The sequence below is a fragment of the Chitinophaga solisilvae genome (assembly GCF_009928525.1).
GTDB classification, from domain to species: Bacteria; Bacteroidota; Bacteroidia; order Chitinophagales; family Chitinophagaceae; genus Chitinophaga; species Chitinophaga solisilvae.
This window is the reverse complement of sequence record NZ_JAABOK010000009.1, coordinates 256348-281024: the sequence shown is the minus strand read 5'-3', so window position 1 is coordinate 281024 and position 24677 is coordinate 256348. Positions and strand designations below refer to the sequence as shown.

Here is a 24677-nt window from a genome sequence, read left to right as displayed (position 1 = left end):
ATGAGTGATGAGTTAACCGTGGAATGCGGAACAGCAGTAATCAGTTAACAATAATTTCGTCTATCAGCATCATGCTGCTGGCGCCTGCCACGTATTCTCCGGGAGGTATCACACCTTTATTGGTGGCTGTCACCCTGATGTAGCGGGCTTTCAGCGGCGCGATGGTCCATCTGGCTCTGTTGATGCCATTTACCGGAAAACTATCAGTAACGGCTATACGCTGATAATGTACGCCATCGGCAGATGCTTCAAACTGTAACGATACGGGAGGCCACATTTTCTGCCAGTGGTAGTTGAGCGTGTTGGCGCCCAGCTGCGTAACCGTTTGCACGCTGCCCAGGTCAATGACAGCATGCAGGTCCCTGGCACTGAAACCGGTCCACTGTTCATCGTTATAGCGATGCGTACCTTCAATGCCGTTTACCAGCGTAGCCGCATTACTGCTAAAGCGGTTGGGCGCCTCCTGCAGGGAAATAGCCGCACCAGTAGCCTTATGCACTAAAAATGATTGTTGGAAAAGCCGCCCTGCAGGTTTGCCCGAAACATATAACATGGCTTTGACCGTTGTATTTTTTTGCAGTAAGATAGATTTGCCGTCACTGATTTTGCTGTTTCCGTCAGGTTGCGAGCCGTCTGTTGTATAACGGATGACTGCTCCCGGCAGGTGGCTGCGCAGGGAAATATAAATCCTGCCTTTAGCGATGCTGTCAGCCGAATAACGGATTTCATTATAAGGTGCTGCCGGTGCAGCGCCGGTCTGCATTTCCAGCCTTTGTGTGAAATTGCTGTAATCCGTTACTGTCTGCGGCGACCACGCTCTTTCTGCCATTGCCTGCAAACGCGGGTAGATCATATAACGCGCCTGCGCCTCATCCGGCAGGTATTCGCTCCACATCTGTCCCTGTATGCCGGCGATGAAAGGCAGCAGGGAGGTATCTGCTGCAGCACGCAGTGGCTCGTAGGCATACACTTCCTCCAGCGGCGTATAGCCGGTAGCGGTAGGCTTCTCTGCCAGGTATAATGACTGGTAATGATCGAAGTAGAGATCGTCTTCCGGTGTCATGATAACATGATGCTGTTGCCGGGCGGCGCTCACTGCACCATCTACGCCCCGCCAGTTCATCACGGTGGCGCCGGGTGCGAGCCCGCCTTCCAGTATCTCATCCCATCCGATGATATGACGGCCTTTACTTTTCACAAAATCACTGATACGGCGGATAAAATAACTCTGCAGCGCATGTTCATCCGGCAGGTTTTCCCGGCGCATCCGTTGCTGGCATGCGGCACAGGCCTTCCACCTCACTTTCGGGCATTCATCCCCACCTATATGGATATACGAAGAAGGGAACAGCGCAATGACTTCTTCCAGTACATCCTGCAGAAACAGGAAGGTACTGTCTTTACCGGCGCAGAAGACATCATCGAAGATGCCCCAGAACTGGGCGGTTTTGTACGGGCCGCCCGTGCAACCCAGCGAAGGGTACGCAGTGAGGGCTGCCAGCGCATGTCCCGGCATTTCTATTTCAGGGATTACGTTGATATGCCTGGCTGCGGCATAGGCTACTACTTCGCGGACCTGTTCCTGCGTATAGTAGCCGCCGTAACGTTTGCCATCGAAGCGGTGCGGCAGCTCCTTCTTATGACCGATCATCGTCTGATCACGCCAGGCTGCCACGCTCTGCAGGCGGGGATATTTCTTTATTTCTATACGCCATCCCTGGTCATCCGTCAGGTGCCAGTGGAAGTTGTTGAGTTTGTAATAAGCCAGCTTGTCAATGAACTCCTTGAGAAAATCAACGGAGAAAAAGTGACGGCCAACATCCAGGTGCATGCCCCTGTAGGAAAAGCGCGGATAGTCTGTAATCAGACCTCCGGGTACCACCAGCACAGCACCTTTCGGGCGCCACAGCTGCCGCAGGGTTTCAATACCATGCGTTACACCCGCCGCATCATGACCTGTAATTTTTATCTGTGCCGGCGTGATATGCAGCTGATAGCCTTCCGGCTGTTTCACCACGGAACTGTCCAGCTGCAGCACAATAGCGCCGTTATCCTGTACAGGTAAGGCATGGCCGGTTGCGTGGTGTACATATTCCTGCAGGAGCTTTGTTTCCTGCTGTAATGCGGGAGCATTTCCTATTGCCGCGTTGGCGGTAATAAAAAAGGTATCCGCTGTCATGGAAACTGCTACGGGCAAAGGAATCAAGGCTGCCACAGGGGCAGCCTCTTTCCTTTGTGCGAACAGGCAGTTATGAATCAAAAGAACAAGTAAGATGAGTTGTAGCTTTTTCATGGTTATTTGTCCCACCAGATTCTGGTTGTTAATAAATCCGGCCCTTGTCTGTCAACAGCCGCTTTGTAATTCACACCGTTGATACCCTGCTCCGCCTGTGAATAGGGGAAACGGCGCGGAATAGTTCCGTTGGTAACGTTTCCGTTGTAATTCACGGGAGTGAGCTGCGGGTATCCGGTGCGTCTCCAGTTGGCATAGGCTTCCTGTTCATCGAGTAATAAAGCCACCCAGAACTGAGTGTGAATCTGATTCATCTGCGTTTCGAATGAACCGCCTGCATCCAGTGCGTTATCGCTAACATACTGGCTGATTTTTTCCTGCGGGATAACGCCTGCTGCGCCAAACTGTGCCCAGTTACGCAGTGCGGCGGTTACGCCCTCTCTGTAATATTGTGCTTTGTCGCCGCTGCTCCATCCGCGCAGGGCCGCTTCGCTGAGCAGCAGATTGGTTTCTGCGCTGGTCAGTATCATCAGCGGTGCGTTATATTGCAGGATGGTAGCCGGGTTCGGCTCTGAATAGGTAACAAAATCGGGCAGGCGTACATCGGTACCGTTAGGCATACCTTTCTGAATGGCAGCGGAGGTATCCGGGTTACCAGCATTCCACACCACAGACACCACGCCTAAACGCGGATCATTATGCGACTTCAGGAAATCGATGAAGGTTTTGCTGTACTTGCCCCATTCTGTGTTGGCAGCGCCTTTGGAGGTAGATACATAATCCTGTCCTACCAGTTCAAAAGCAACCGGGTTGTTGTTGTATGTCTGCGGTCCGTTACTGTAACGCAGGATGGCATTGTCTGCCGCACCGGTAATCACACCGCCTTCAATGGCTTTCTGCACCCAGTCTTTCGCAATCACCTTACCGCCGGTTTTCTTCGTGGTGCGCATGGCTACACGCAGCATCAGGGAGTAACCGAATTTCTTCCACTGTGCGATGTTGCCTTTGAAGAGCAGATCGGCACTGCCGAAGGTAGGTTTGGTGGCATCGAATGATTTGATGGCAGCTTCCAGTTCTTTCAGCATGTCTGCATAAATATCTTCCTGTGTGTCGTACTTGGGAAGAAATAATTTAGACCTGCCGCGGATGGCCTCGGAATAAGGCACATCTCCGTAGAGATCCGTGATACGTTGCATCAGCAGTACTTTCCAGATACGGGTGGCAGCCAGCTTGTTCACATCATCTGCTGATGTGGCGGCCATCAGAATCTCTCCCAATGTTGTAACTGCATTGGTATAGATGTACCTGAAATAAAAACTCTGATAGAAATCGTTCACGGCATATTTGTCACCCGCACCGGCACCGCCTATTTCCTTGGCGATGGAGAAGTGCTGGATATAAGTACCGCAATGAAGATAGGAAGTATAAAAATACCCCCTGTCATATGGTAGTTGACCTTTCAAAAGACTTTGTGTGAACAGCAGATCAATATTCGGATTTTCTGCAGCATTGGGATTCACATTCATTTTCTCAAATCCTTTGTCACAGGATGTAAAACCCAGCACTGCACCTAACAACAGTATATATTTATATTTAGCGAAACGTAGCATGTGTGTAATGTTTAATGATGAACTAAAGTTTTACCTGCAGATTCAGACCGAAACTTCTGGTACGTGGTACACCAAACATTTCAAAGCCCTGCGCGTTGGAGTTGCTGAAAGTAGACTCCGGATCGATGTTCGGCGCATTTTTATACAGGATAAACAGGTTTCTGGCTACAAAGGAAACAGCTACTGACTGCATCTTTGCGAAAGCAAATACTTTAGCCGGAATATTGTAGGTGAGTACTACCTGTCTTAACTTAATGAAGCTCGCATCATACACAAACTTCTCTGACAGGTTTTTATAGTTGTCATAATATCCCTGCAGGTCTTTATCGTAGGTAAATGTTTTGGAGAACGGTTTACCATCCTGGTCTACACCGGTTACGGTTAATCCGCCATCGCGGCCGGGCAGGGTCATGTCATGCAGACCGAAGCGCGTGCCGTACAGGTTGGTGGCAGAGTACACCTGACCGCCGAATTTACCGTCAATCAGGAAGCTCAGGTTAAACTGTTTGTAGCGGAAATTGTTGGTGATACCGGCGGAGAACGGAGACACACCGGTGCCGAGATCTGTCAGCGGCGTTCTCATTTCATAACCTGTCTTGTTATCATAAACGGTATTGCCACTGGCATCTTTCAGTACCTTGAAACCTTTGATGGTGCTGTAGGGCTTACCTACTTCTGCAAAAATATAGGCGTAGCTGTTTACGCTCACATCCAGCTGCAGGCTGTTGATACCTTCAGCCAGTTTCACCACTTCATTTTTATTGTAGGCCATATTATAGCTTACATCCCAGGAGAAATCCTTCTTTTTCACGGGGGTACCGCCGAGCATGACTTCAATACCCTTGTTGCTCATTTCGCCTACGTTGAGCAGGGCGAAGTTATAGCCGGAAGCCGGAGAGATGGCTGCCTGCATGATGTCGTTGGTAGTTCTGCGGCTGTACCAGGTGATGTCTGCCGATAAGCGGTTGTTGAGGAAACGTCCTTCCACACCAGCTTCAAAGGTGGTAGACAGCAGTGGTTTCAGATCCGGGTTAGGCGCCTGGAGTAATCCGGAGCCACCGATACCGGTAGCAGAAGGTGTCTGCGTAGGCATCTGCAGTGGTTGTCCCAGGTGCCCGCCACCGGTTAGGATGGTGTAGGTCTGGTACAGGGCATAAGGCTGTGGCGTAGCGCCGCCCACCTGCGCCCAGGAGGTTCTAACCTTCGCATAGTTTACCCAGGATGGGAGCTTCACGGCTTCAGACAGCAGGAAGCTGGCGCCCACAGAGGGATAGAAGATATTATTGTTTTGTGGCGACAGGGTAGAGAACCAGTCATTACGGCCGGTAGCAGTCAGGAAGAGGATGTCTTTCCAGGAGAGATCTACCGAACCGAAGAGGGAGTTGGTTGCCTGGCGCTGGTTTACATTTACGGTACCCAGGCTCACCACATTGGATGGATCATAGAAGCCGGGTGCGAAGAAATCAGTACCGTTCAGGTTCACCGCATCGGAAATGGATTTGCGTTTGTTACCACCGGCCATGGCAGTGAGCGCGAAATCGCGGCCCAGTTTGCCCTGGTAGTTGATGGTCAGCTCTGCATTGGTTTCCGTGCTGGTAGTAGTATACTGCTGGTAGAAGCCTTTCGGTGCATAAGCGGTACCGGTAGGCACAATACCTGTGTAGTTGATGTTCATGTAATCGTGGTTCACACGGCCGCGTACAAACAGGTTATCGAACAGGTTGTATTTGATGCTCGCATTACCGATAAAACGTTTGCGGTCATCATTGTTGCGGAATTTGTTGATCACGAAATACGGGTTGCTGGCGAAACCGGAAGGGTTCCAGTCCACTTCCCTGCCGGCAGCATTGTAGCCGGGATCCAGGCTGCGGATGTCTACCGTGTTGGCAAGTACATACGGGCCCCAGTTCACGTTACCCGGTGCATCGGATACGCCGCTTCTGTTTTTGGCTTTTTCAATATTATACTGTGCGTAGCCTTCCACGGTCAGTTTTTTACTGAGGTTGGATACCAGGCTGACAGAGAATATTTTTTTGTTGAGCGACTGGTTAGGTACCAGGCCATGGTTGTTCATATCGGATAAGGATACACGATACTGCGTGTTGTCCGAACCGCCGGAGAAAGCCAGGGTGTTGGTAAAGGTGTTACCGGTATTGTAGAAGTTCTTGATGTTGTTTTTCTGTGCTACATACGGGCGGCTTACTCCATCAAACTGAATCACATCGCTGCCGTCTATTTTAGGTCCCCAGGAGAGGCGGCCGGCGGCGATAGCTTCACCCATGGTGACCGGCTTTTTGCCATTCTGGCCGGAGCCGTACTGGTATTGCCAGTCAGGGATGATGGAAGGTGTTTCCAGCGTGAAGGTGGAGTTGTAATCCACGCCGATACCTTTTTGTTTTACACCTTTTTTGGTAGTGATGAGGATAACGCCGTTGGAAGCACGCGCACCGTACAAGGCAGCAGCAGGGCCGCCTTTCAGCACAGTGATGGTTTCAATGTCGTCCGGGTTGATACCACCGATACCATCGCCACGGTCGCTGTTCAGACCAATAGAACTGTTGCCGCTGGCCACATTGCTCTGTGTGGTGTTATCGATAGGCATCCCGTTCACTACATAGAGTGGCTGGTTATCACCGTTGAGGGAGCCGTTACCGCGGATGATCACGCGGCTGGAGCTACCGGGGCCGCTGGCGAGGCTGGAAGCGTTGACACCGGCAATTTTACCGGTCAAGGCATCAGCCACGTTGATTTCGCGGGCCTGGGTGAAGTCACTGCCTTTCACTTCCGTTACGGCGTAGGCCAGTGCTTTCTTTTCCTTTTTAATGCCGAGTGCAGTCACCACCAGTTCGCCCAGTGCTTTGGCGCTGACGTCCAGTGGAATGTTGATGGCGGTTTGTCCGGGTGCAATTTTTACGGTTTTTCTTTCAAATCCAATGAAAGTAACCGCCAGTTCGATGTTGCTGGCATAGGCTGCCGGAATTTTGATCGCGAATTTTCCTTCCGCGTCGGTCATAGCGCCTACTCCTTTAGCGGCTACGAGCGATACGGTGGCGCCGATAATTTTTTGTCCGTCGGCTGCGTTGGTCACGGTACCTGAGATTTGTGTTGTCTGCGCGTGGCTGCATACAGCTATCAACAGGCCTAGCAGTGGCAGGAGGATCTTTGGTAAGGAGGCCACTCTTATCATATTTTTCATCATGTGGTAAGTTGGTTGACAATTCTTCAAATAATGCGGAATACAGGTCTAAAAATAGGGATTTCATTTATTTCTGCAAATTATTTGCAGAAAAATATTGCAAATAATGCATAATATTTATCAAGAACAGCAATAAACGCGGCTATACCGGGGAAAATTAATTATTTACAGGTAGTAAAAAATTGCGGAAAAATTATTTTCTTTACTAAAAGTGCAAATTTGTGGGGTAACTGCTAATTTTGTCACTTAACCCGGAATAGGCAGATTCCTGCGTTTTTTGCAAATGCTGGAATTTTTACCTATCATCACTTTGAATTTTATCAGACGATATGGATAGCATTAACACTCAGGACCACGTACCCCCCGCTTCCCTCACCAAAAAATCGAGGAAACAACTGATCATTCAGCAGGTGAACATCCATACCCGCATCACCTACAGTGAACTGGTCAGCCTGATTAATGTTTCTGAAGATACCATACGCCGCGATGTGAATGAGCTGGCGGATGACGGCGAAGTGGTAAAAATAAAGGGCGGCGCCATGTCCATCGCCTATCATTACGGACATGACTCGCAAACCTACGCACAGAACAACAAACTGGCCATTGCAGAAAAAACGCTGCAACTCCTCCGCGATGATATGATCGTACTTATCGGCGGCGGTACCACCATCCGGGAATTCATCAAAAAAATACCGGCCACCCTGCGCGCCACTTTTATTACGGTGAATGTACTCTCCGCCGTAGAACTGCTGGATAAACCGATGATTAAAACCATCGTTATCGGCGGACAGATATCCGCCTACAGCCAGATGACCGTCAGCGGCGAAGTATTTGAATACCTTTCCAATATCAAGGCGGACCTCTGTATCATCGGCACCAACGCCATTGATCCCGTGAACGGGCTGACGGATGCGGACTGGGAAACTATACAGGTAAAGAAAGCGATGATTAAGGCAGCCGATAAAGTAGCCATACTGGCCATTTCTGAGAAGCTGAACTCATCCATGAAAATGAAGATCGCCGATCTGCAGGATATTGATTACCTGATTACTGAACTTCCTGCGGGCAGTGAAGCCTTGCAGGCATATAAAGCGAAAGACCTGATTATTCTCTGACGTGCTTAACAAAAGAGCTACAAATTATCCTGTCAGATTTCGTATATATTTAATAATTTGCCAGCTGGTAATTGAGTAGCAATCATTCTCACAAAGCAAATAAATGGGTCCATTAGCTAAATCTCTAAAGAGAGTTTACGTTTTTCTGTTTGCAAGAAAAATTTTCTATCCTGTACATCAGTACGTGTATAAACTGAGCATGCTGGGCATGGGTATGCAGAACTATGAAAACGACACCGTATCCGGTGAAAAGGCATTCATCAAGTACATCACCAATACCGGCATCCTGTCTTCCGGCGCTATCCTGGACGTTGGCGCCAACGTTGGCCACTACTCAGTTATGCTGCGGAAGAACAACATCAAACTTCCCATTTATGCTTTTGAACCGCATCCGGTAACATTCCGGGAACTGGAAAAAGCCGCTGCCACCTATCAGTTTACCGCTGTGCCTTTCGGCGCAGGAGAAGCTGCTACCACCACCGCTATCTACGACTACGGCGCGGGTACTTCTTCCCACGCTTCCCTCTATAAAGATGTGATCGAGCAACTGCATCACGGCGTTGCCCAGGAGGTAGCCATCGCGCTGACCACCATCGACGAATTTGTTGCGGCTCATCAGATCAATGAAATCGCTCTCCTGAAAATAGATACGGAAGGCCATGAACTGGCTGTACTGAACGGCGCAAAGGAAACCATCCGCAGAGGTATCGTGAAAGCGGTGCAGATAGAGTTCAACTCCATGCATGTCATCTCCAGAACATTCCTGAAAGATATCGTGGACCTGCTGCCGGAATACGAATTTTACCGCCTGCTGCCTGACGGATTAAGAGCGCTGGGGAAATATAATACCATCACCTACGAAATATTCTCTTTCCAGAACGTGGTAGCTATCCGGAAAACGGCCCGCTAATTTTGTGCAGCCTGCTCAAAGGCAGGCATTATTTTATCTACAGATAAATGCTCCAGGGCATATCTGCGGGCATTCTGCGCATATATATCCGCATCGCCGGCAATAGCTTTGCTGATAGCGTTATTCAATTCAGACTGGTCGTCTGCTTCTGCAACAATACCCATCTCATGACGCGTTATCAGCTCATGCAGGCTGGTACCCGGATTGGCTGTTACAATGGCCAGTCCGCCTACCGCCATGATGGTCGTGAGTTTGGAAGGCATCACCAGGTCTGCGGCATGGCCTTTCTGAATGACCAGGTGCACATCTGCCATATTCAGAAACCGGTTGAATTTTTCGAAGGGCTGCAGCGGCATAAAGATAGTATTCTGCAGCTGCAGCGATTCGGCCATCAGCTGCAGCTGCTGCCGGTAAGGCCCGGAGCCGCAGATCAGGAACTTCACCGCCGGGTTATCCCGGAAAGATGCTGCTGCATGCAACACCGCCTCCAGCCCCTGCTTTTCCCCGATAGCACCGGAATATAAAACAATCCGGTCCGACGCCTTAAAACCATATTCCGCTTTCAGCACTTCCTTGTTTTCCAGTGGATGAAACAGGCTTACATCTACCCAATTGGGAAACAGCATCACTTCCCTGCCGGCCTTCTCCCCTATCTTCCGGATCATACCATCAGAGATACTGCTGATGACATCGGCGCGCCGCATGATAAAACGCTCCATGCCGAAAAGCCGCTGCAGCAGCCAGGGAGAGCGGATCATGCGCAGGTCCCTCGCCGCTTCTATCTGCATATCCTGGATATGATAAAGAAACTTTGCCCCCCGTACTTTTTTGTAGAATACCGCCAGCAAGCCCAGGATAAAGGAGGGCACCACGGTCATGACTATATCAAACCGCTGCCGCGGTAAGGTTAACAGCAACTGCCACGCTGCAGCTACCGCAAAGGTGGCGTCCTGTAATATGCGTTTCTTCCCGGAAGGCTTCACCGGCACATATTGCGGGCATCTGTAAACAGTAATCCGGCCTGTATCAAACTGCTGTACTTCTTTGGTAAACCGGTACTTCCGGGAGGTGTAGGGTGCCTGTACCTTCCATTCAGGATAGTAGGGATAGGTGGTAATAACGGTACAGTCATACCCGCGGCCCGCAAGCCAGCGGATCATCTCTCCGTTGTATTTGCCGGTACCGTTGGGTTCCGGTGAAAAATTCCCTGTGATCAGTAACAACCGCATAAGCTAAAAAGCATTTCTGTCTCCCTTGATCATGGATACAAACGTCTGAAATATAATCTGACAATCGAGCCACAGACTGTAATTCTCCAGGTACCAGATATCCAGGTTAATACGTTTCTGCATCTGTTCCGGGTCAGACAGGTTGCCCCTGCACCCGTTGATCTGCGCCCAGCCTGTAATTCCCGGCTTGATATAATGTCTTACCATATAATGACTCACCTTTTCCTTCAGCTCCATATGTTCGGCGGTGGCTAACGGTCGCGGCCCTACGAAAGACATATCTCCTTTCAGCACGTTGATGAACTGCGGCAGTTCATCCAGGTTGGTCTTCCGCAGAAAACGTCCTACCAGCGTAATACGCGGGTCATTACGCATGGTCAGCATAAACTGTCCGCTGCTGTTCCATTCGCTGTTCGGCACCATGGTCCGGAACTTATAGCAGGTGAGCCGCTGGTTCTTCAGTCCCCATCTTTCCTGTTTGTAGATCACCGGGCCGCGTGAGGATATTTTTATCAGCAGCGCTATCAGGAGGAAGAGCCAGGAAAAGGTAATCAGCAGTGTGATGGTGATGAAGATGTCGAACAGGCGCTTGAGCTGCTGCCGGCCGCTGTCGTCCAGCGGCGAAGAGCGGATGGTAATCAGCGGAAAAGTGCCGAATAAGCTCATGCTCACCGTAGTGGTACAGTGATGATGGCAACCGGCAATAATCCGCACCCGCTTGGCGGCGCCTTCACTGGTGGTGATAATCTGCTGCGTCTGTTCCCGCGAACTTTCCGGCAGGGCTACCACTACATCGTCTACCTCGTGCTTCTCAAGTATCTGTTTTAATTCTGACAGCGTGCCCAGGTATTGCCCGTTCAGCTGTTTGTTCCGGATATCATCCACAAAGCCCACGCAGCGGTAGCCATAGTGTTCATTGTCGATGATGGTCTGGTGAAAATTCAATCCTGTTTCACCTGCGCCCACAATCAGTATATTCCTGGTATTATGCCCGTGCATACGGAGGCGGAGCAGAAACTTCTTTATTAATAATTTGGAAATGATAATCCCTACAAAAATGTTGATGGAGTAAACAACGGTGAAAGTACGTGAGTAGGGATAGTATTTAAAGAAGTAGAAAAACAGGAAGGTCAGCACACAAACATGCAGCAGGATGGTTTTGAGGATAACTACAAACTCATAGGAAAATGGCCTGGAGCGGAAATCATCATATAAATGCAGATAAGTACCGATGATGGTCCAGGACAGGAGGCTCATCATCAGCAGTAATAAATTCAGCTGTAGGAATGCTGCATTTCCCTGTACATGAATATACTGCTGCGCCAGCCAGAAAGATCCGGCCAGTACAGCATAATCCATCAGCTGTCTCAGAAACAGGGATGCATTCAGGATCTGTCTCATACTCGATGCAGCTTTACATTTTCACATTTGACCATTGTACTCAGTATTTATGTCTTGCTGATCCGTTAATTCTTTTTCTCCGGTACAGCAGGTCCATCTGCAGTATCTGGAGATTATCCGACTGCAGGTAGCCTACCGGCGCTATCAGTTCAAAGCCCTGTTCTTTTACAAAATGGTGCATTTCATCAAACAGCGGTTCGCCTTCGTACATGCGTACAAAGGAGGTTTCAAACACCAGATAGTCTATCTGTGGAATACATTTTTCTGCGCCCAGCAATACTTCTTTTTCAAAGCCCTGTACATCCAGTTTCAGGAGTACCGGGGCGCGGAAGGTGATATGTCCGAGCAGGGAATCCATCTGACGTACGGCCACTTCTATCTTCCGGGCGTTGGCGGTACGCGGTATCAGCTGCTGTTGCAGTTCCGACACCTGTAGGGCGGAGCTGGCATGTGAATAGCTGTTACTGTAAAATTCCAGCATGCCGTTGCAGCTGCCCAGCGCAAAGTTGTGGGTATGTATCGCCGGTGTTTTCCTGGTGTTCTGCAATAATTCCGCAAAGGTATCCGGCACGGGTTCAAAGGAATGAATCACCGCATCCGGATAGCGCTGTGCTGCGGCCAGTGCAAACTGGCCTTTGTTGGCGCCTACATCCAGGATGGTGTTCAGCTGCGGAATATAATGGGAGCAGTTATGCAGCAGGCGTGTGGAAGCGATGGAAGCTCCCTTTTTCATCAGCGAAAAAAAGCTGTTGCCTGACTGTAGCATCACTCTTGCTGCATCTACTACTTTAAACAATGTACTCATGTTGAAAATTTATTACTCCAGCAATCTTTATAAAAACGAATGGTTTCCGCTATACTTTTCTCCCAGGTGAAAAGCGCTGCCTGACTGAATCCTGCCTGTATCAGCTGTCCGCGCAGCTGTTCGTTTTCCAGCATCCGGATTTGCGCTGCAAAGGAGGCTGCATCAGCGGTACGGGCCAGCAGTCCGGCCGGCCCTACCACTTCCGGAATGGAGGCTGCCAGCGTACTCACTACCGGACATCCGGCCTTCATCGCTTCTCCCGGCGGGAAGCCAAATCCTTCGTAGGTGGAGGTATACAGGAGACAGAAAGCATGATTATACAACTGATTCAGGTCTGCTGCGGTTACCTCCGGAAACAGCTGGTAGCGGCCGGGAATGCGGCTTTCCAGCAAACTGATTTCCCAGGGTTCCCAGCGTTCGCCACCCGCGGCTACGAGGCGGTATGCGCGTGGCAGCCGTTGCATGGTATCCAGTGCGGCCAGAAAATTTTTATATTTCCTCCGGCCGCCGACATACAGAATGTAAGGCTGGCGCAGCAGGCACGACTGCTGTTTAGCGGCCGGGTAAAAGTCGTCTGCAATCCCGTGATGGATCACTCTTACCTTCGCGGGATCAGTATCCGGATAAAAATGCAGCAGGTCTTTCCTGGTATTATGAGAGATACAGATGATACCATCTGCCCGCCGGATACCGTATGCCTTCTGCATTTTATTGGCCAGCCCCCGCGGAAAGCCGGTAGCCAGCCGGTGTTCATGCGCGAAATCATGCAATGTCAGTATGTTCACAATATCCTTCTGCGGAGATACGCGGAGATAGCCTCCGTGGAAAACCGCCGCTGCCGGCAGCTTACAACGCACCGGCAGGTAACGCAGGTATTTGTCGGGAATCACACTCTCCCGGATGCATCTATGCCGCTGATAGTCCAGCCGCTGCTCAAACAGGTTGGAAGATGACGGATGCGCGTTGAGGAAATTAACGGTCATCCCGCTGTTACAGATGCCCTTCAGCAGCTCGTACCAGTAAACAGACACACCGCCTGCCTTCTGAATGGTAAATACGATATTATCCATAAACAGCTCCATAAGCACCATACATTACAATCCCCGGAGACGCGGCGCCACCTCTTCTTCCGCATCATCCTCTTCCGGGTCATTATTGCCGTACACGCTCAGCAGCGCCACAATAATCAGGAAGAGGTCAATCTGACAAAAGAAAAAACAAATGGCTACGTACGCCAGGTAATGGTTATTGAAAGATGTATTCCGTTGATTGGTTTTTGTCATGATTATAAAAAAGAAGCACAGGGCGATTGCCCCGAATTCCGCCAGTATATAAAACCAGCGCATATTGATATTATGCCCGCCGATACCGGAGGCCCATGCCTTGGAAGTATACTGTCCGAAGAAATAGGTTTCCGGAATAAACACGCTGTTACCTGGCCCGTATCCTGAAATCAGCAGGTATGGCTCGCTGCGGAAAAAGTCTACAATAGGCAGTTCCATATCCCGCTGCAGCGGAATACCCAGCACGATGTTATCTTTCTGCCAGATCTCATTATCATAGCGGTAGGCGGAACGTTCAAAAAGCGTTTTATACAAGGGATCGTTCCTGTTTTCCATATAGTGTTTCAGGAAGAAATCCTTGGAGGCTGCCACGATGAGAAACACGCCGATTACGACGCCGAGTGTTCCGAGGATTTTAGTTCTGACGGAAGGCATGTTCTTCAGAAAAACAAACAGCAGCCCTGCTATCATCATATTTACCCAGAAAGTCTGGGAGGAAGTAGAGAAAGCGATTAAGAAGGCGAATAAAGCGGATTTATACTCCCGGTCCTTTATCAGTATCGGAATGGAAAGCGACAGGAAAGCGCTGAAGGTTTTAGGTTCCGAAAACAGCGCCTGAACCCGCATCCCGAGGATACCGTTGCTGACGCCTTCTATGAGGTAGCGCCGTTGCAGCCCGAACACTTCTCCCAGTTCAATACTGTTGAAAATACGGATCACCAGTATCTGCAGAACGGCAATACAGCAGGCAATCATGGTGATTCTTTTCATGGTGGCATAAAAACCATTAAAGGAAATAAATTCCCGGTCCTGTATGATCCTGGCGCCCAGCGCCATCAGCGGCAGGTAGGTTTTTATATAGAAGTAAAGCGGTTTGGTATAGAAGGTAAACATCTTACCCTGCGGATAGGAAAAGGGATCTTTGTACAGCTGTATAATGAGGAACACCGCTACCTGCGACAGCAGTGGCATCATCAGCAGCAGCAGGTATTCCTTTTTAATGAAAAGCCTGCCGGTAATGAGCCGGTGTACCTGATCTACCAGGAAGAACATCTGGATAAAGAAGCTGGCGGTAAAGGTAGGGCCGATGGCCAGCATGGTGTAGGCTTCCGATGCGAAGGCATACAGCAGGGTATCAATAATGGTGATTCTGCCCCGGTAATAGAGGTACAGCAAGGTGATGGCAATAACCAGGGGCATCAGTTCCCTGAATATTTCCACAAAAACATTTGTGCTCTGAAAACTACTATAGGCCGATTCCAGATCCATTAGCTGTAAATGCGTTTATAGAGATGATACAATAATTTGTTTTCCTTCACAATCCGTTTCACTTTTCCCAGGAGCTTGTTGCCGCCGAATATGGTTTCTTCCGTATAATCGTCTGCTGCCCGGTTTATTGCCTTTACGGCGGGGTGAGTGATCTGTTCCAGGTCACCGTATACTATTTTCCTGAACCAGCCCGGCATATGCCGGGTGTGGGTGGCGTCTTTTCCGTAGCCGATATTCCGGACCAGGCAAACGTTGGGCGTAACAGCCAGTCCTTTGTTAAACCAGACGGTCATAAACCACTGAATATCCCAGGTGTCGATAGCGTGGTCGTATATGGCCTGCACATCCTGCAGGAGTTTTTCGTTCATGCCTTCCCGTGAGGCATTGCGATAATGCAGCAGGGTGAAGTCATACCGCTGCCAGGCGCGTTTCCAGGTAGCCCATCCCCATATGTGGCTGTAGCGGGAAAAATAGTAGGATGCTTCGCCCCGCTGTATTCCAGCCTGGTAGTTGCTGCCATTGATATGCATCACGGAGGTATCATGCCGGTAATGTTCCAGCAGGCGGGTGCAGAAGGAAAAAAATCCCGGTGCGGGGATACAGTCATCTTCCAGGATGATGCCTTCTTCCACCTGGCTGAAGAACCAGTCGATAGCGCTGCTTACCGCCTTTCCGCATCCCAGGTTTTCTTCCCGGAACAGGGTACGTACCTGGCAGGGCCAGTCGATTCCTTTCAGCACCTGCTCCCTGGTAATGGCGCACTGCTGCGCTTCTCCGGGCCTGTTGCCCCGGGGGCCGTCGGCTGCGATATAAAAATACTGCGGCCGTTGCTGACGGATCTGTTCCAGCACCTGCATGGTTTGTTCAGGTCTGTTAAACACAAGAAATAACACGGGGGTATGCATAACTACTACTTGGTAGCCTCAAGGGCTACGGCGTTATTGAATCTTATTTCTTCTTCCACTCTGGCGAACATATTGTCCGGCGCGTCGTTGAAGCGGCAGTTACGGATATTGCGGAAGCCGGCCTGCTGCAGCGCATGGCTGAGCGAAACGGCGTCCCACATGAACAGGTGTTCGCTGTTACCGAACGCGCTTTGTACGATGTGCCGGAGTCCTCTTTTTCTTTCTTCCCTACCCAATAGTGTTTCCTGCAGGAATTTTACGTTTGCTTCCCTGTCCTGCCGGCCCAGGTTGTCGATATATCTTTTGGCGGCCACTTCCAGATCCGGTACCACACAGCGGAAATAGCCGCCGGGCTTCAGGATGCGGTAAGTATTCCGGATCGCTTTGAGGCAATCTGCATAAGACAGATGTTCCAGCACATGACTGCAATAAATACCGTCGCAGGAATTTTCGGCAATGCCGGGCAGCCCGCTGATGATATCGCCATGTATTACATCCGGATGGAAAGTTACGTGCATGCGCTTCCTGAGAATCCTGCCCATCAGGGGCAGCTGCTGCAGCCGGAGTGTCGGGGAAGAATCAAAATTCTTCCAGCCTTCCGGCGCCGAAAATGGGCCGCTTCCATATTGAACATATAGCTTATCTCCTGCTTTCATCACTCATCATATTTTTGAAGAAATACGTATAATACGTTTTAGCAAAAATGTTGTAGCCTACCTCCTGCATATACCTGCATAAATCGCTGCGGTTGATGTCTGACAGCTCATTGGGCTGCGACTCTACCAGTACGTAGGCAGGCCGGTACTTATCCCAGTTGTTGGAACGCAGCACATCCATATCCAGCCCTTCGGCGTCGATGGTCAGGAAGTCAATGCTACTGCCTTTCAGGTAATGGTCCAGTATATCTGCCAGGGGCCATGTCTCGATCTTCTTCTCTGCTATCACCTTGTACTGCGGTTCCCTGGTATATTCCTTTACTTTATCTGCAGAAAAAGTATTCAGCGCCGGTTCGTTAAAAATAGAATAGGTCAGCAGCTGCCTTTCTGCGGATACGCCTATTTCCAGGTTGGTATCCATCGGGCGGTACCGGTTAAACAGGGCGCTGGACCCCGGCATGGGATCGATGTTGATGCCGGTCCATTTCATCCGGTAAAAAAGATAGGTGTTGGAGAAACGGAACGGATGATGCGCACCGACATCCACATAGGTGCCTTTTTCTTTCTGATGGAAAATCCTTTTCAGAATCAGGTCTTCTCCTTCAGAGCTGTAGGCCCTGACACTGTATCTTATTCTGGGGAACAGTCCGGATGCAATCTTATTGATGATATAATACAGCTTACTCATTCGGTAAAGGATTTTTTTCATTCACAGATAACAGCTTACTGATAAACACGCGAAATCCTGCGCAGGCCTGCCGGAAATCGGCGATGGCCGGCTGCAGGCGGAACATCTTTTTGCTGAGCTGCCAGTTGCAGCCGGTAGTATCGAGCAGCAGCATCATACTGTAGACAGACATATAAGACGCTACTGTGGCGATAGCGGCGCCCACGCCGCCGTACACCGGGATCAGCAAAAAGTTAACCCCTACATTTACTATCAGCCCTGCAATATTTGCATACATATAGTTTTTATACGCTCCTTCAATAATAAGATGCTGTACCAGCACTGAACAAAGGAATACCGGAATACCGGCCCAGATGTGGATCATCAGTATCGGGGAAGCTGCCAGGTACCTGCTGCCATACAGAAAAGGTATAATCAGGTGCGCGGTAAACATCACTGCCCAGGCTACCAGGAAGCTGACCCAGAAAGACAACCGCAGCCACTTTTCCAGCGTGCGCAGGTAGCTGGCTTCACTGATTTTTTTCTGCCGGATCAGATCAGGCAGCATGGCCGTAGCAATAACCGTGGGAATAGCGTAGCCCAGCTCCGAAATGCGGGCAGCTACCACATAAACACCCAGCTGGTAAGGATTTCCCAGCACATCCAGCAATACCTGGTCTACCTTCACAAACAATACTACCACCAGGTTGGAGAACATCAGCGGCCAGCTTTGCGCCAGCAGCCCTTTTACCAGCGGCATGTCTATATCATTCCATGACAGGCGCTCATAGTACCTGCTGTACAACAGCAGTATCACAGCATAGGTGACTACCAGCTCCAGTAACGTGATCCACAGGAAGGCCACCAGGGTAGCATTCAACGCAATAGCTATCAGTTTGATTACACTGAAAAGCAGGAATACAGATATTTTGGGGATGATTACTTTCCTGACATCATTCTGTACCTGGTAGTAGTAATCGAACACATCGAACGACTGCAGCAATACCGTAAAGGAGGAGAACACCGTACAAACGATGTACACCGCCTGATGCTGCCGTGTGGCGCCTACAATGGCAATGCTTATCAGCATACAGATCAGGGCCGCGGTAAAGCGCATGAAGATGATACTGGTGATAACAGCTGCGCGCCGGTCAATATTCTTCACCAGTTCCTTCACCGCAATTTTATCCATTCCCAGCAAAGCCATACTTCCCACAATAGTGGTCAGCGCAATGGCGTAGTTCCATATGCCGAACTGTTCCGGTCCCAGGTGCCGCGCCAGCAGCGCCAGTACAAGGATGCCGGGAAACAGCTTGCTGACTTTATCTGCCAGCAGCCATGCGCTATTTTCGTATAGTTTATGCAATCCGTTTGGCTGTTTTCCTGATGAATGATACCCAGTTCTTTTTCTTATCCCTGTTTTCCTTATAGGAATACTGATCGTAATAGTAGTATGGATAGAAAGTATCGTATTCTATACCGTTAAAGATGAGGCCCATCTTTTTGAAATACCCTTCCTTGATATTTTCGGAAACAGGCATCAGTTTGGATTTTAAAGTGAAATTATATCTCACCACAAAGAGGGTGCAATCTACCACCGAGGCCAGGCTCTTGGCATCGGACACCATACCTATCGGCGATATGTCGATGATGATATAATCAAATCTTTCTTTCAGTACCGCCAGCAGGGCTGCCATGCGCTGGCCCTCTATCAGCTCAATGGGATTGGGCGGTATCGGTCCGCAAGACACCACATACAGCCGTTCTGTATTGGGTACCGGCCGGATGATTTCATCGATGGTTTTGTTGCCCATGATATAATTGGTGATCCCCGCCTGCTGATCCATGCCCAGGAAGTGCGACAGCTTGGGCTTGCGCAGATCCATTTCCACCAGTACCACCGTCTTGTTGCTTACCGTCAGTGAATTGGCCAGGTGAGCAGAGAGGAATGTTTTGCCTTCTCCGGAAACGCTGGAGGTCAGCATTATGGTGGCATGTCCTTTATGTTCTGACAATAAAAATTTCAGATTGGTACGCAGATTGAAAATCTGTTCAGATAACATGGACCGTGTACTGATGGCCAGGCTTTTTTCTCCTTCGTCCTGTTGATATATTTCTGCGATCACCGGCAGCCCGAATACCTGTTCTATTTCCTTGCGGCTCAGCACCCGCGGGTTCAGGAAGTACTTGATGTAGATGTATATGCTGGCCAGTACCAGTCCGGCGGCGATGAATCCTACGAATACCAGCGATTTCCTGGGCGACTCCGGTTTCTCCGGAATGAATGCCGGAGAGATCACCTTATTATCTGTTACATTGCTGGCGTAGGCGACAGACGCTTCTTCCTTTTTCTTCAGCAGGTAGAGATACAGGTTTTCCTTGACAGACTGCTGCCGTTTGATGTTGATATATTCCCTGGCGTATGCCGGTATATTGGCGATACGGCTCTGTATCTGGTTTACCTTATCCTGCGTTTTGCGCTGTACAATACCGGCATTACGTTTATAGCCCGCGATGTAGTCCCGGATGGTATTGCGGGCTTCCGTTACCTGGTCTTCCGCATTCTGCAGGATAGCGCTTCCCGGCTGCAGGGAAAGCGAAAGGTGCCTTTTCTCCTTCAGTCCTTCTTCATACCGGTTAATCATGGCTGTCAGTGTCTGATCCACTGTTCCGCTGGTAGGTGCAAAGGGGTAAGCACTGGAAGGGTTGCTGACATAATTTTCTATCTGATCAAAAACAGAGAGCTGCAGGTTCGCTTCGCTGAGGCGCACATCGGCTTCCTTCACCTGTTCCAGCGCCAGTTTGGAGCCGGCGTCTATGTCTGTGATACCGCGCTGCACCTTAAAACTTTCTTCCTGTTTTTCGAGTACACCGAGTTCTTCCCGGAGAGAGTCGATACGGATGGTGAGGAAGCGTACTGTCTGCAGTGCGCCTTTGTTTTTATCGTCCAGCGTATAGTCGTTATAGGTATTCAGCAACGCCTGCAGGAAGCCGGCAGTACGCTCCGGTACGGGGTCCCTGTAGGTGACCAGTACTACGGTAGCATCACGGTTTACCAGGGCGGTACCTATGTCTTTGGATATGTCGTAGGCCATCTGCAGCACGGAGTCTACCTGAATCCGGTAAACGCCCTGGAACTGCCTTTCGCCGGAAGGATGCCAGAAGATGGCGAACCTGTCTTTATCAATGGTAAAAGGTTCTCCGGATTTAACATCCAGCTGCATGGTGGAGTCTTCATCTGAGCCGATGCGTTTTACGTGCAGCAGGCCGTTTTCGGGCATCACATCAAATTTATAATTGCCAACGCGGGCGCTGTCTGTCAGGATGCTGACGGACAGCGGCAGATCGTTGTACAGTTCTACATTGTGGAGTGTGCCTTTTTCATAGTAATGAATATTGAAACCGTTTTCTCCGATTGTTTTTTCCAGCAGGATGGGAGATTTGAGGACTTCCATTTCATTCTCGATATTTTTACCGCTGTTGAAGAGGGATAATGATTTCAGCACGTCTCCTTCTTCGCCGGGCGTCTTTTTTTCGTCCTTAAGGTAAAGCCTGGCGCTGGACATGTACATCGGCGTTTTGTATTTCAGATAGAGCAGCGCGCCCATAACGGCGATCAGCAATACCATGAAATACAAAGGCCAGTGGAAAAATACTTTCATTATCAGATCGTTGAGATCGATAATTGTATTCCTGCTGTTGGGTGCTTTATGGTGGCTCATATGGTACTGATCATTTACTGAGAATAACAATCGTGGTAATCAATGAAATGATTCCCGTGATAACAGGCAGCAGCTGAATGGTGCGGGAAGACGGGAAGCTTTTGTTCGGTCCTGGTTTTACATATATAATGTCGTTATTGGTGAGGTAATAGTAGGGAGATGACAGGGCATTTATATCATTGAGATTGATATTACCATAGCTTTTGACGCCGTTGATTTCGCGGATGACCATGACATCATTCCGTTTAGCCGTTACGTTGAGATCGCCAGCCATACTGAGGGCATCCAGCACGGAAGCGCGCTCACCGCCGATGCGGAAGGATCCGGGACGGGCCACATCGCCGAGTACCGAGACGCGGAAGTTGACCAGCCGCGTAGATACGTACACGTTACGTACGGTTTTTGACAACTCGGCCGTGACCAGTTCATTGATACCGGCGGTAGTTTTATCTTTTACATATAGTTTCCCGATAACGGGCATGGCTATATACCCGCTGCTGTCAACCAGGTAACCCTGATCCATACCGTTGCCGGGCGTTTGGCCGGCCGCTGCGGCAGTATTGGGATTGAAGATCTGTGAGATTTCCTTATCGAAGGTGGTTACGGTGATCTGTAGTATATCTCCGGGTTGTATCTTCAGTTGCTGCAGCCGGTTCACCGAATCTGCGCCGGGAGTGACGGTGTCGTTGAAGTAGGTGATTTTCTTTGTATTGACACAGCTGGCGAATATTACCAGGGCCATCATGAGTAAATAATTAGATTTTGATCTCATATCAGATGATTAATAAATCAATGATGGCGCTAACAAACGATGGCAAACAGTCTGCCGGGGCAGGCTGTTCCATTTTTTTGCATTCTTATAAGCCAGCGTTTTTCCTACGCCGGGACTACGGAATATTTTCTGTTAATATTACAGGCGCTTCCGGAATGGTTGTTTTTAATTTCCGGTTGGCGTACCATTTTCTGATGCTGTTCTGTACCGGTAATTCAAACCGGTAATACACCACGATGCTGAGGCTCACCAATACCAGGAGGAACAGGATCATCGCAGCAGGATGGTGCATGACATCTCTTTTCAGGCCCAGCCATTCCAGGGATAATATAGTGAGTATCATCAGCGGAAAATGCATCAGGTAAATGCCAAAGCTGGCATTTCCGAAGATGTTCCACCGCTTGCTCATGCGCAGCCCTGCAGCCTCCCATACCACCAGGAATAACACCGTTACAGGTGATGCAGTAGAGCGGAAAAGCAGGTTCTTGGCCACATTGAATGATTTGGTATAAAATGCCGCTGACCTGTCCGGAATAAAGTGCTGCATGAGTTGTACCCATGCTGCTTTCACCGGCGGATAGTAGAAGACAACGGCTATCATGATATACATCGATATGGTAATTACGGCAAGGACTTTCAGTCCTTTCTTCATGTTGTCGGTTTTGATCAGCCATAAATAAATATAGTAGATGATGGCTCCCAGGAAGAAGCAGTAAATCGCTTTTCCGAAGAGCAGCCCCATCGCCTGGAATAATAAGCCCACCATCACAAGACCGGCCAGTACTATCATTTTGCGCTGCCATTTCATGAGGCAGAGCAGGAAGAATATCAGGTAGGTGACTACTTCTACAGATACGGACCATGAAGGTCCGTTGAAAGAGGGGCCTTTTTCAAATCCCCAGGTCTGCATGAAAAATATGTTCAGCATAAAATGATACAGGTCGTTATACTGTATCACAAAATAGTGTCCGACATCCCGGAGCATCAGTCCCTGAAAGACGGCCACCGCCACAAGCGTCACAGAATGCACCGGATACAGCCGCGACATACGGGTGACCATGTATTTACCGAATGATACTTTTCTTTGGGCAATGGATTCCGCATACAACCAGAATAAAACGAAGCCTGACATCAGAAAGAACAGGTCTACCACAACGCTTGCATCGTCATAGATGACCGACAGGTAATTATACCAGGGTAATGCAGCTTTATTGTACCCGTCTTCAGTAAACACATCATTGGGGTAATAAAACATCTGCCAGTGAAATATGACGACAATTAACGCACCTACTGTACGGATTGCGTCCATAGAATAAAAATGCGTCGGATAGTTTCGGTTTGGAGTCATGGATGGCGTTTCAGCAAAGTCAACCTAAAATCGGATAAAGGGAAGTCAATGAGGACGTTGCAATGTGTTAGTAAATTAATTATAATAATCATTCAACACATAAACTGCCATCTGAATGAACAAAATGAATACTCCGAAAACACTCCAGAGATAATGAACAAATTGAACAGCAGAAAAGTTGAACAAAACATAATTTATCTGCCAGCAGGCACAGCAAAAGTGAAATTGTCCTTACACCCCGCTAAACTGTCCGGATGTCAAATATCTTTTTCCACCCTCCGTATAGCCGGTACGTTTGTAAAAACACCACTCATGCAACCAAATACTGCTGCTCCCAGGGAAGCCTGGCTCGACTGGCTCCGCATCATCTCTATCGCCGGCGTACTCTTCTTTCACTCCGCCATGCCTTATGTACCCTGGTGGTGGCATATTAAAAATGCCGCTACCAGCAACATACTGATGGAGATCAATGATTTCCTGCACCGCTGCCGGATGCCGCTGCTGTTCTTTATTTCAGGCACCGTCAGCTATTATATGCTGCAGAAAAAAAGCGGCGCAGGTTTTATTGCCATCCGCTGCCGGCGCCTGCTCATCCCGCTCCTGCTGGCCATGCTGGTAATAGTACCGCCACAGGTATATATGGAACGCGTATCCCAGGGATATACCGGTAACTTCCTGCAGTTCTATGCCCGGATGTTCAGTACCGGCGCTTACCCCAAAGGGGATCTCAGCTGGCATCACCTGTGGTTCGTCGCCTATCTGCTGGTATACGACATCCTGTTTGCGCCGGTATTCGTCTGGTTCAACTCCGCCAGGGGAAAGGCTTTCCTCCAACGGCACTACTGGCTGGCCACCCGCCGCTATATTTACCTCCTGATGATACCCGGCGTACTGATCTACACCATCCTGGTCATGAAATATCCGGCCACCGGTGACTTGATCCATGACTATGCCTTCTTCCCCTATTACCTTACGTTTGTACTGGCAGGGTTTATCTGTATTGCGCATCCTGCGCTGATGGACAGCCTGGAACGCAACCGGCGGCTGTCTTTCGCCCTGGCGCTGCTCACGCTGATCTTCATTAACTACTGCCGCTGGAATGATGCCGATCCATGGGGGGAGAGATATGCGGGACAACCTCTAAATATGTCTTTTGCCTACAGCTACCTGGCTATACAGGCCATCTCCGGCTGGATGTGGGTATTCATGGCCCTGGGGTATGGGAAGCGATACCTCAACAGGCAGCATCCGGTGATACTGACGTATGCAAATCAGGCGGTGTATCCTTTTTATATACTGCATCAGACGGTGATTGTCATTCTCGCCTATTATGTGGTGAAAGCGCCGGACGGCGTAGGTATGAAGTATCTCTTTACCGTAGGGTCCACCTTTTTCGTCAGCATGAGCATCTATCACCTGTTTATACAACCGTTCCCCGTGATGCGTTTCCTGTTCGGCATGAAGCCCAAACCGCGGGAGAAGCCGGTGGTAAAGGAAAGCAGCACTCCGGAGATAGCCGCTCCCCTGCCGGCAACCGCATAATAAATTGTATCTTA

General features: G+C 49.6%; 18 protein-coding genes. 3 read left to right on the top strand and 15 right to left on the bottom strand.

Going from position 1 to position 24677, the window contains the following annotated elements; translation table 11 throughout:
- Positions 1-40: 40 nt before the first annotated feature.
- The 3 genes from GWG06_RS20170 to GWG06_RS20160 are packed head-to-tail and all read right to left on the bottom strand — an operon-like array spanning position 41 to position 7042.
- On the bottom strand, positions 41-2293 hold the full coding sequence (locus tag GWG06_RS20170; RefSeq protein WP_160715498.1) for a glycoside hydrolase family 20 protein: 2253 nt from the start codon (positions 2291-2293) through the stop codon (positions 41-43).
- 2 nt (positions 2294-2295) lie between these two features.
- Positions 2296-3843, bottom strand: a complete 1548-nt coding sequence (locus GWG06_RS20165; RefSeq protein WP_127034857.1) for a SusD/RagB family nutrient-binding outer membrane lipoprotein — start codon at positions 3841-3843, stop codon at positions 2296-2298.
- Positions 3844-3865: 22 nt separating this feature from the next.
- Complete coding sequence (locus GWG06_RS20160; RefSeq protein ID WP_160715496.1) at positions 3866-7042, bottom strand: SusC/RagA family TonB-linked outer membrane protein; 3177 nt, start codon at positions 7040-7042, stop codon at positions 3866-3868.
- A 326-nt stretch (positions 7043-7368) separates the two neighbouring features.
- On the opposite strand from GWG06_RS20160, the gene GWG06_RS20155 reads away from it, so the two are divergent.
- Together GWG06_RS20155 and GWG06_RS20150 are read left to right on the top strand one after the other, a co-directional pair.
- A complete protein-coding gene (locus tag GWG06_RS20155) occupies positions 7369-8154 on the top strand; it encodes a DeoR/GlpR family DNA-binding transcription regulator (RefSeq protein ID WP_160715494.1) in 786 nt (261 codons plus the stop codon).
- A gap of 184 nt (positions 8155-8338) precedes the next feature.
- A complete protein-coding gene (locus GWG06_RS20150) occupies positions 8339-9064 on the top strand; it encodes an FkbM family methyltransferase (protein WP_235938438.1) in 726 nt (241 codons plus the stop codon).
- On the opposite strand, the gene GWG06_RS20145 is transcribed toward GWG06_RS20150, so the two are convergent.
- The 12 genes from GWG06_RS20145 to GWG06_RS20090 all read right to left on the bottom strand — a co-directional run bounded on the left by GWG06_RS20145 (position 9061) and on the right by GWG06_RS20090 (position 23082).
- The gene (locus GWG06_RS20145; protein ID WP_127034865.1) at positions 9061-10293 is read right to left on the bottom strand and encodes a WcaI family glycosyltransferase; all 1233 of its coding nucleotides are present in this window, start codon (positions 10291-10293) and stop codon (positions 9061-9063) included. The two genes, GWG06_RS20150 and GWG06_RS20145, sit on opposite strands and share 4 nt — an antisense overlap.
- Positions 10294-10296: 3 nt before the next feature.
- Positions 10297-11694, bottom strand: coding sequence for an undecaprenyl-phosphate glucose phosphotransferase (locus GWG06_RS20140; protein WP_127034867.1), 1398 nt, complete (start codon positions 11692-11694; stop codon positions 10297-10299).
- Positions 11695-11734: 40 nt separating this feature from the next.
- Positions 11735-12499, bottom strand: a complete 765-nt coding sequence (locus GWG06_RS20135) for an FkbM family methyltransferase (protein WP_127034869.1) — start codon at positions 12497-12499, stop codon at positions 11735-11737.
- On the bottom strand, positions 12496-13581 hold the full coding sequence (locus GWG06_RS20130) for a glycosyltransferase family 4 protein (RefSeq protein ID WP_160715492.1): 1086 nt from the start codon (positions 13579-13581) through the stop codon (positions 12496-12498). The genes GWG06_RS20135 and GWG06_RS20130 overlap by 4 nt, the downstream gene beginning before the upstream one ends.
- Positions 13582-13593: 12 nt before the next feature.
- Positions 13594-15051, bottom strand: a complete 1458-nt coding sequence (locus tag GWG06_RS20125) for a hypothetical protein (protein ID WP_160715490.1) — start codon at positions 15049-15051, stop codon at positions 13594-13596.
- Positions 15051-15932 carry a glycosyltransferase family 2 protein gene (locus GWG06_RS20120; protein ID WP_127034875.1) on the bottom strand — a complete coding sequence of 294 codons (882 nt, stop codon included), beginning with the start codon at positions 15930-15932 and terminating at the stop codon, positions 15051-15053. Before GWG06_RS20120 ends, GWG06_RS20125 begins: the two co-directional genes overlap by 1 nt.
- 29 nt (positions 15933-15961) lie before the next feature.
- Positions 15962-16612 (bottom strand): class I SAM-dependent methyltransferase, encoded by a 651-nt coding sequence (locus GWG06_RS20115; protein WP_160715489.1) that lies wholly within the window; start codon positions 16610-16612, stop codon positions 15962-15964.
- Complete coding sequence (locus GWG06_RS20110) at positions 16596-17300, bottom strand: FkbM family methyltransferase (protein ID WP_127034879.1); 705 nt, start codon at positions 17298-17300, stop codon at positions 16596-16598. Before GWG06_RS20110 ends, GWG06_RS20115 begins: the two co-directional genes overlap by 17 nt.
- Positions 17293-18645 carry a flippase gene (locus tag GWG06_RS20105; RefSeq protein WP_160715487.1) on the bottom strand — a complete coding sequence of 451 codons (1353 nt, stop codon included), beginning with the start codon at positions 18643-18645 and terminating at the stop codon, positions 17293-17295. The genes GWG06_RS20110 and GWG06_RS20105 overlap by 8 nt, the downstream gene beginning before the upstream one ends.
- On the bottom strand, positions 18638-21001 hold the full coding sequence (locus GWG06_RS20100; protein ID WP_160715485.1) for a GumC family protein: 2364 nt from the start codon (positions 20999-21001) through the stop codon (positions 18638-18640). Before GWG06_RS20100 ends, GWG06_RS20105 begins: the two co-directional genes overlap by 8 nt.
- 10 nt (positions 21002-21011) lie before the next feature.
- Positions 21012-21773: a polysaccharide biosynthesis/export family protein gene (locus GWG06_RS20095; RefSeq protein ID WP_127034885.1), complete on the bottom strand. Its 762-nt coding sequence runs from the start codon at positions 21771-21773 to the stop codon at positions 21012-21014.
- A gap of 115 nt (positions 21774-21888) precedes the next feature.
- Positions 21889-23082: an acyltransferase family protein gene (locus tag GWG06_RS20090; protein ID WP_158631322.1), complete on the bottom strand. Its 1194-nt coding sequence runs from the start codon at positions 23080-23082 to the stop codon at positions 21889-21891.
- A gap of 351 nt (positions 23083-23433) precedes the next feature.
- On the opposite strand from GWG06_RS20090, the gene GWG06_RS20085 reads away from it, so the two are divergent.
- Entirely contained in the window at positions 23434-24663 is a 1230-nt protein-coding gene (locus tag GWG06_RS20085) for an acyltransferase family protein (protein ID WP_160715483.1), read from the top strand.
- Positions 24664-24677 lie beyond the last annotated feature (14 nt).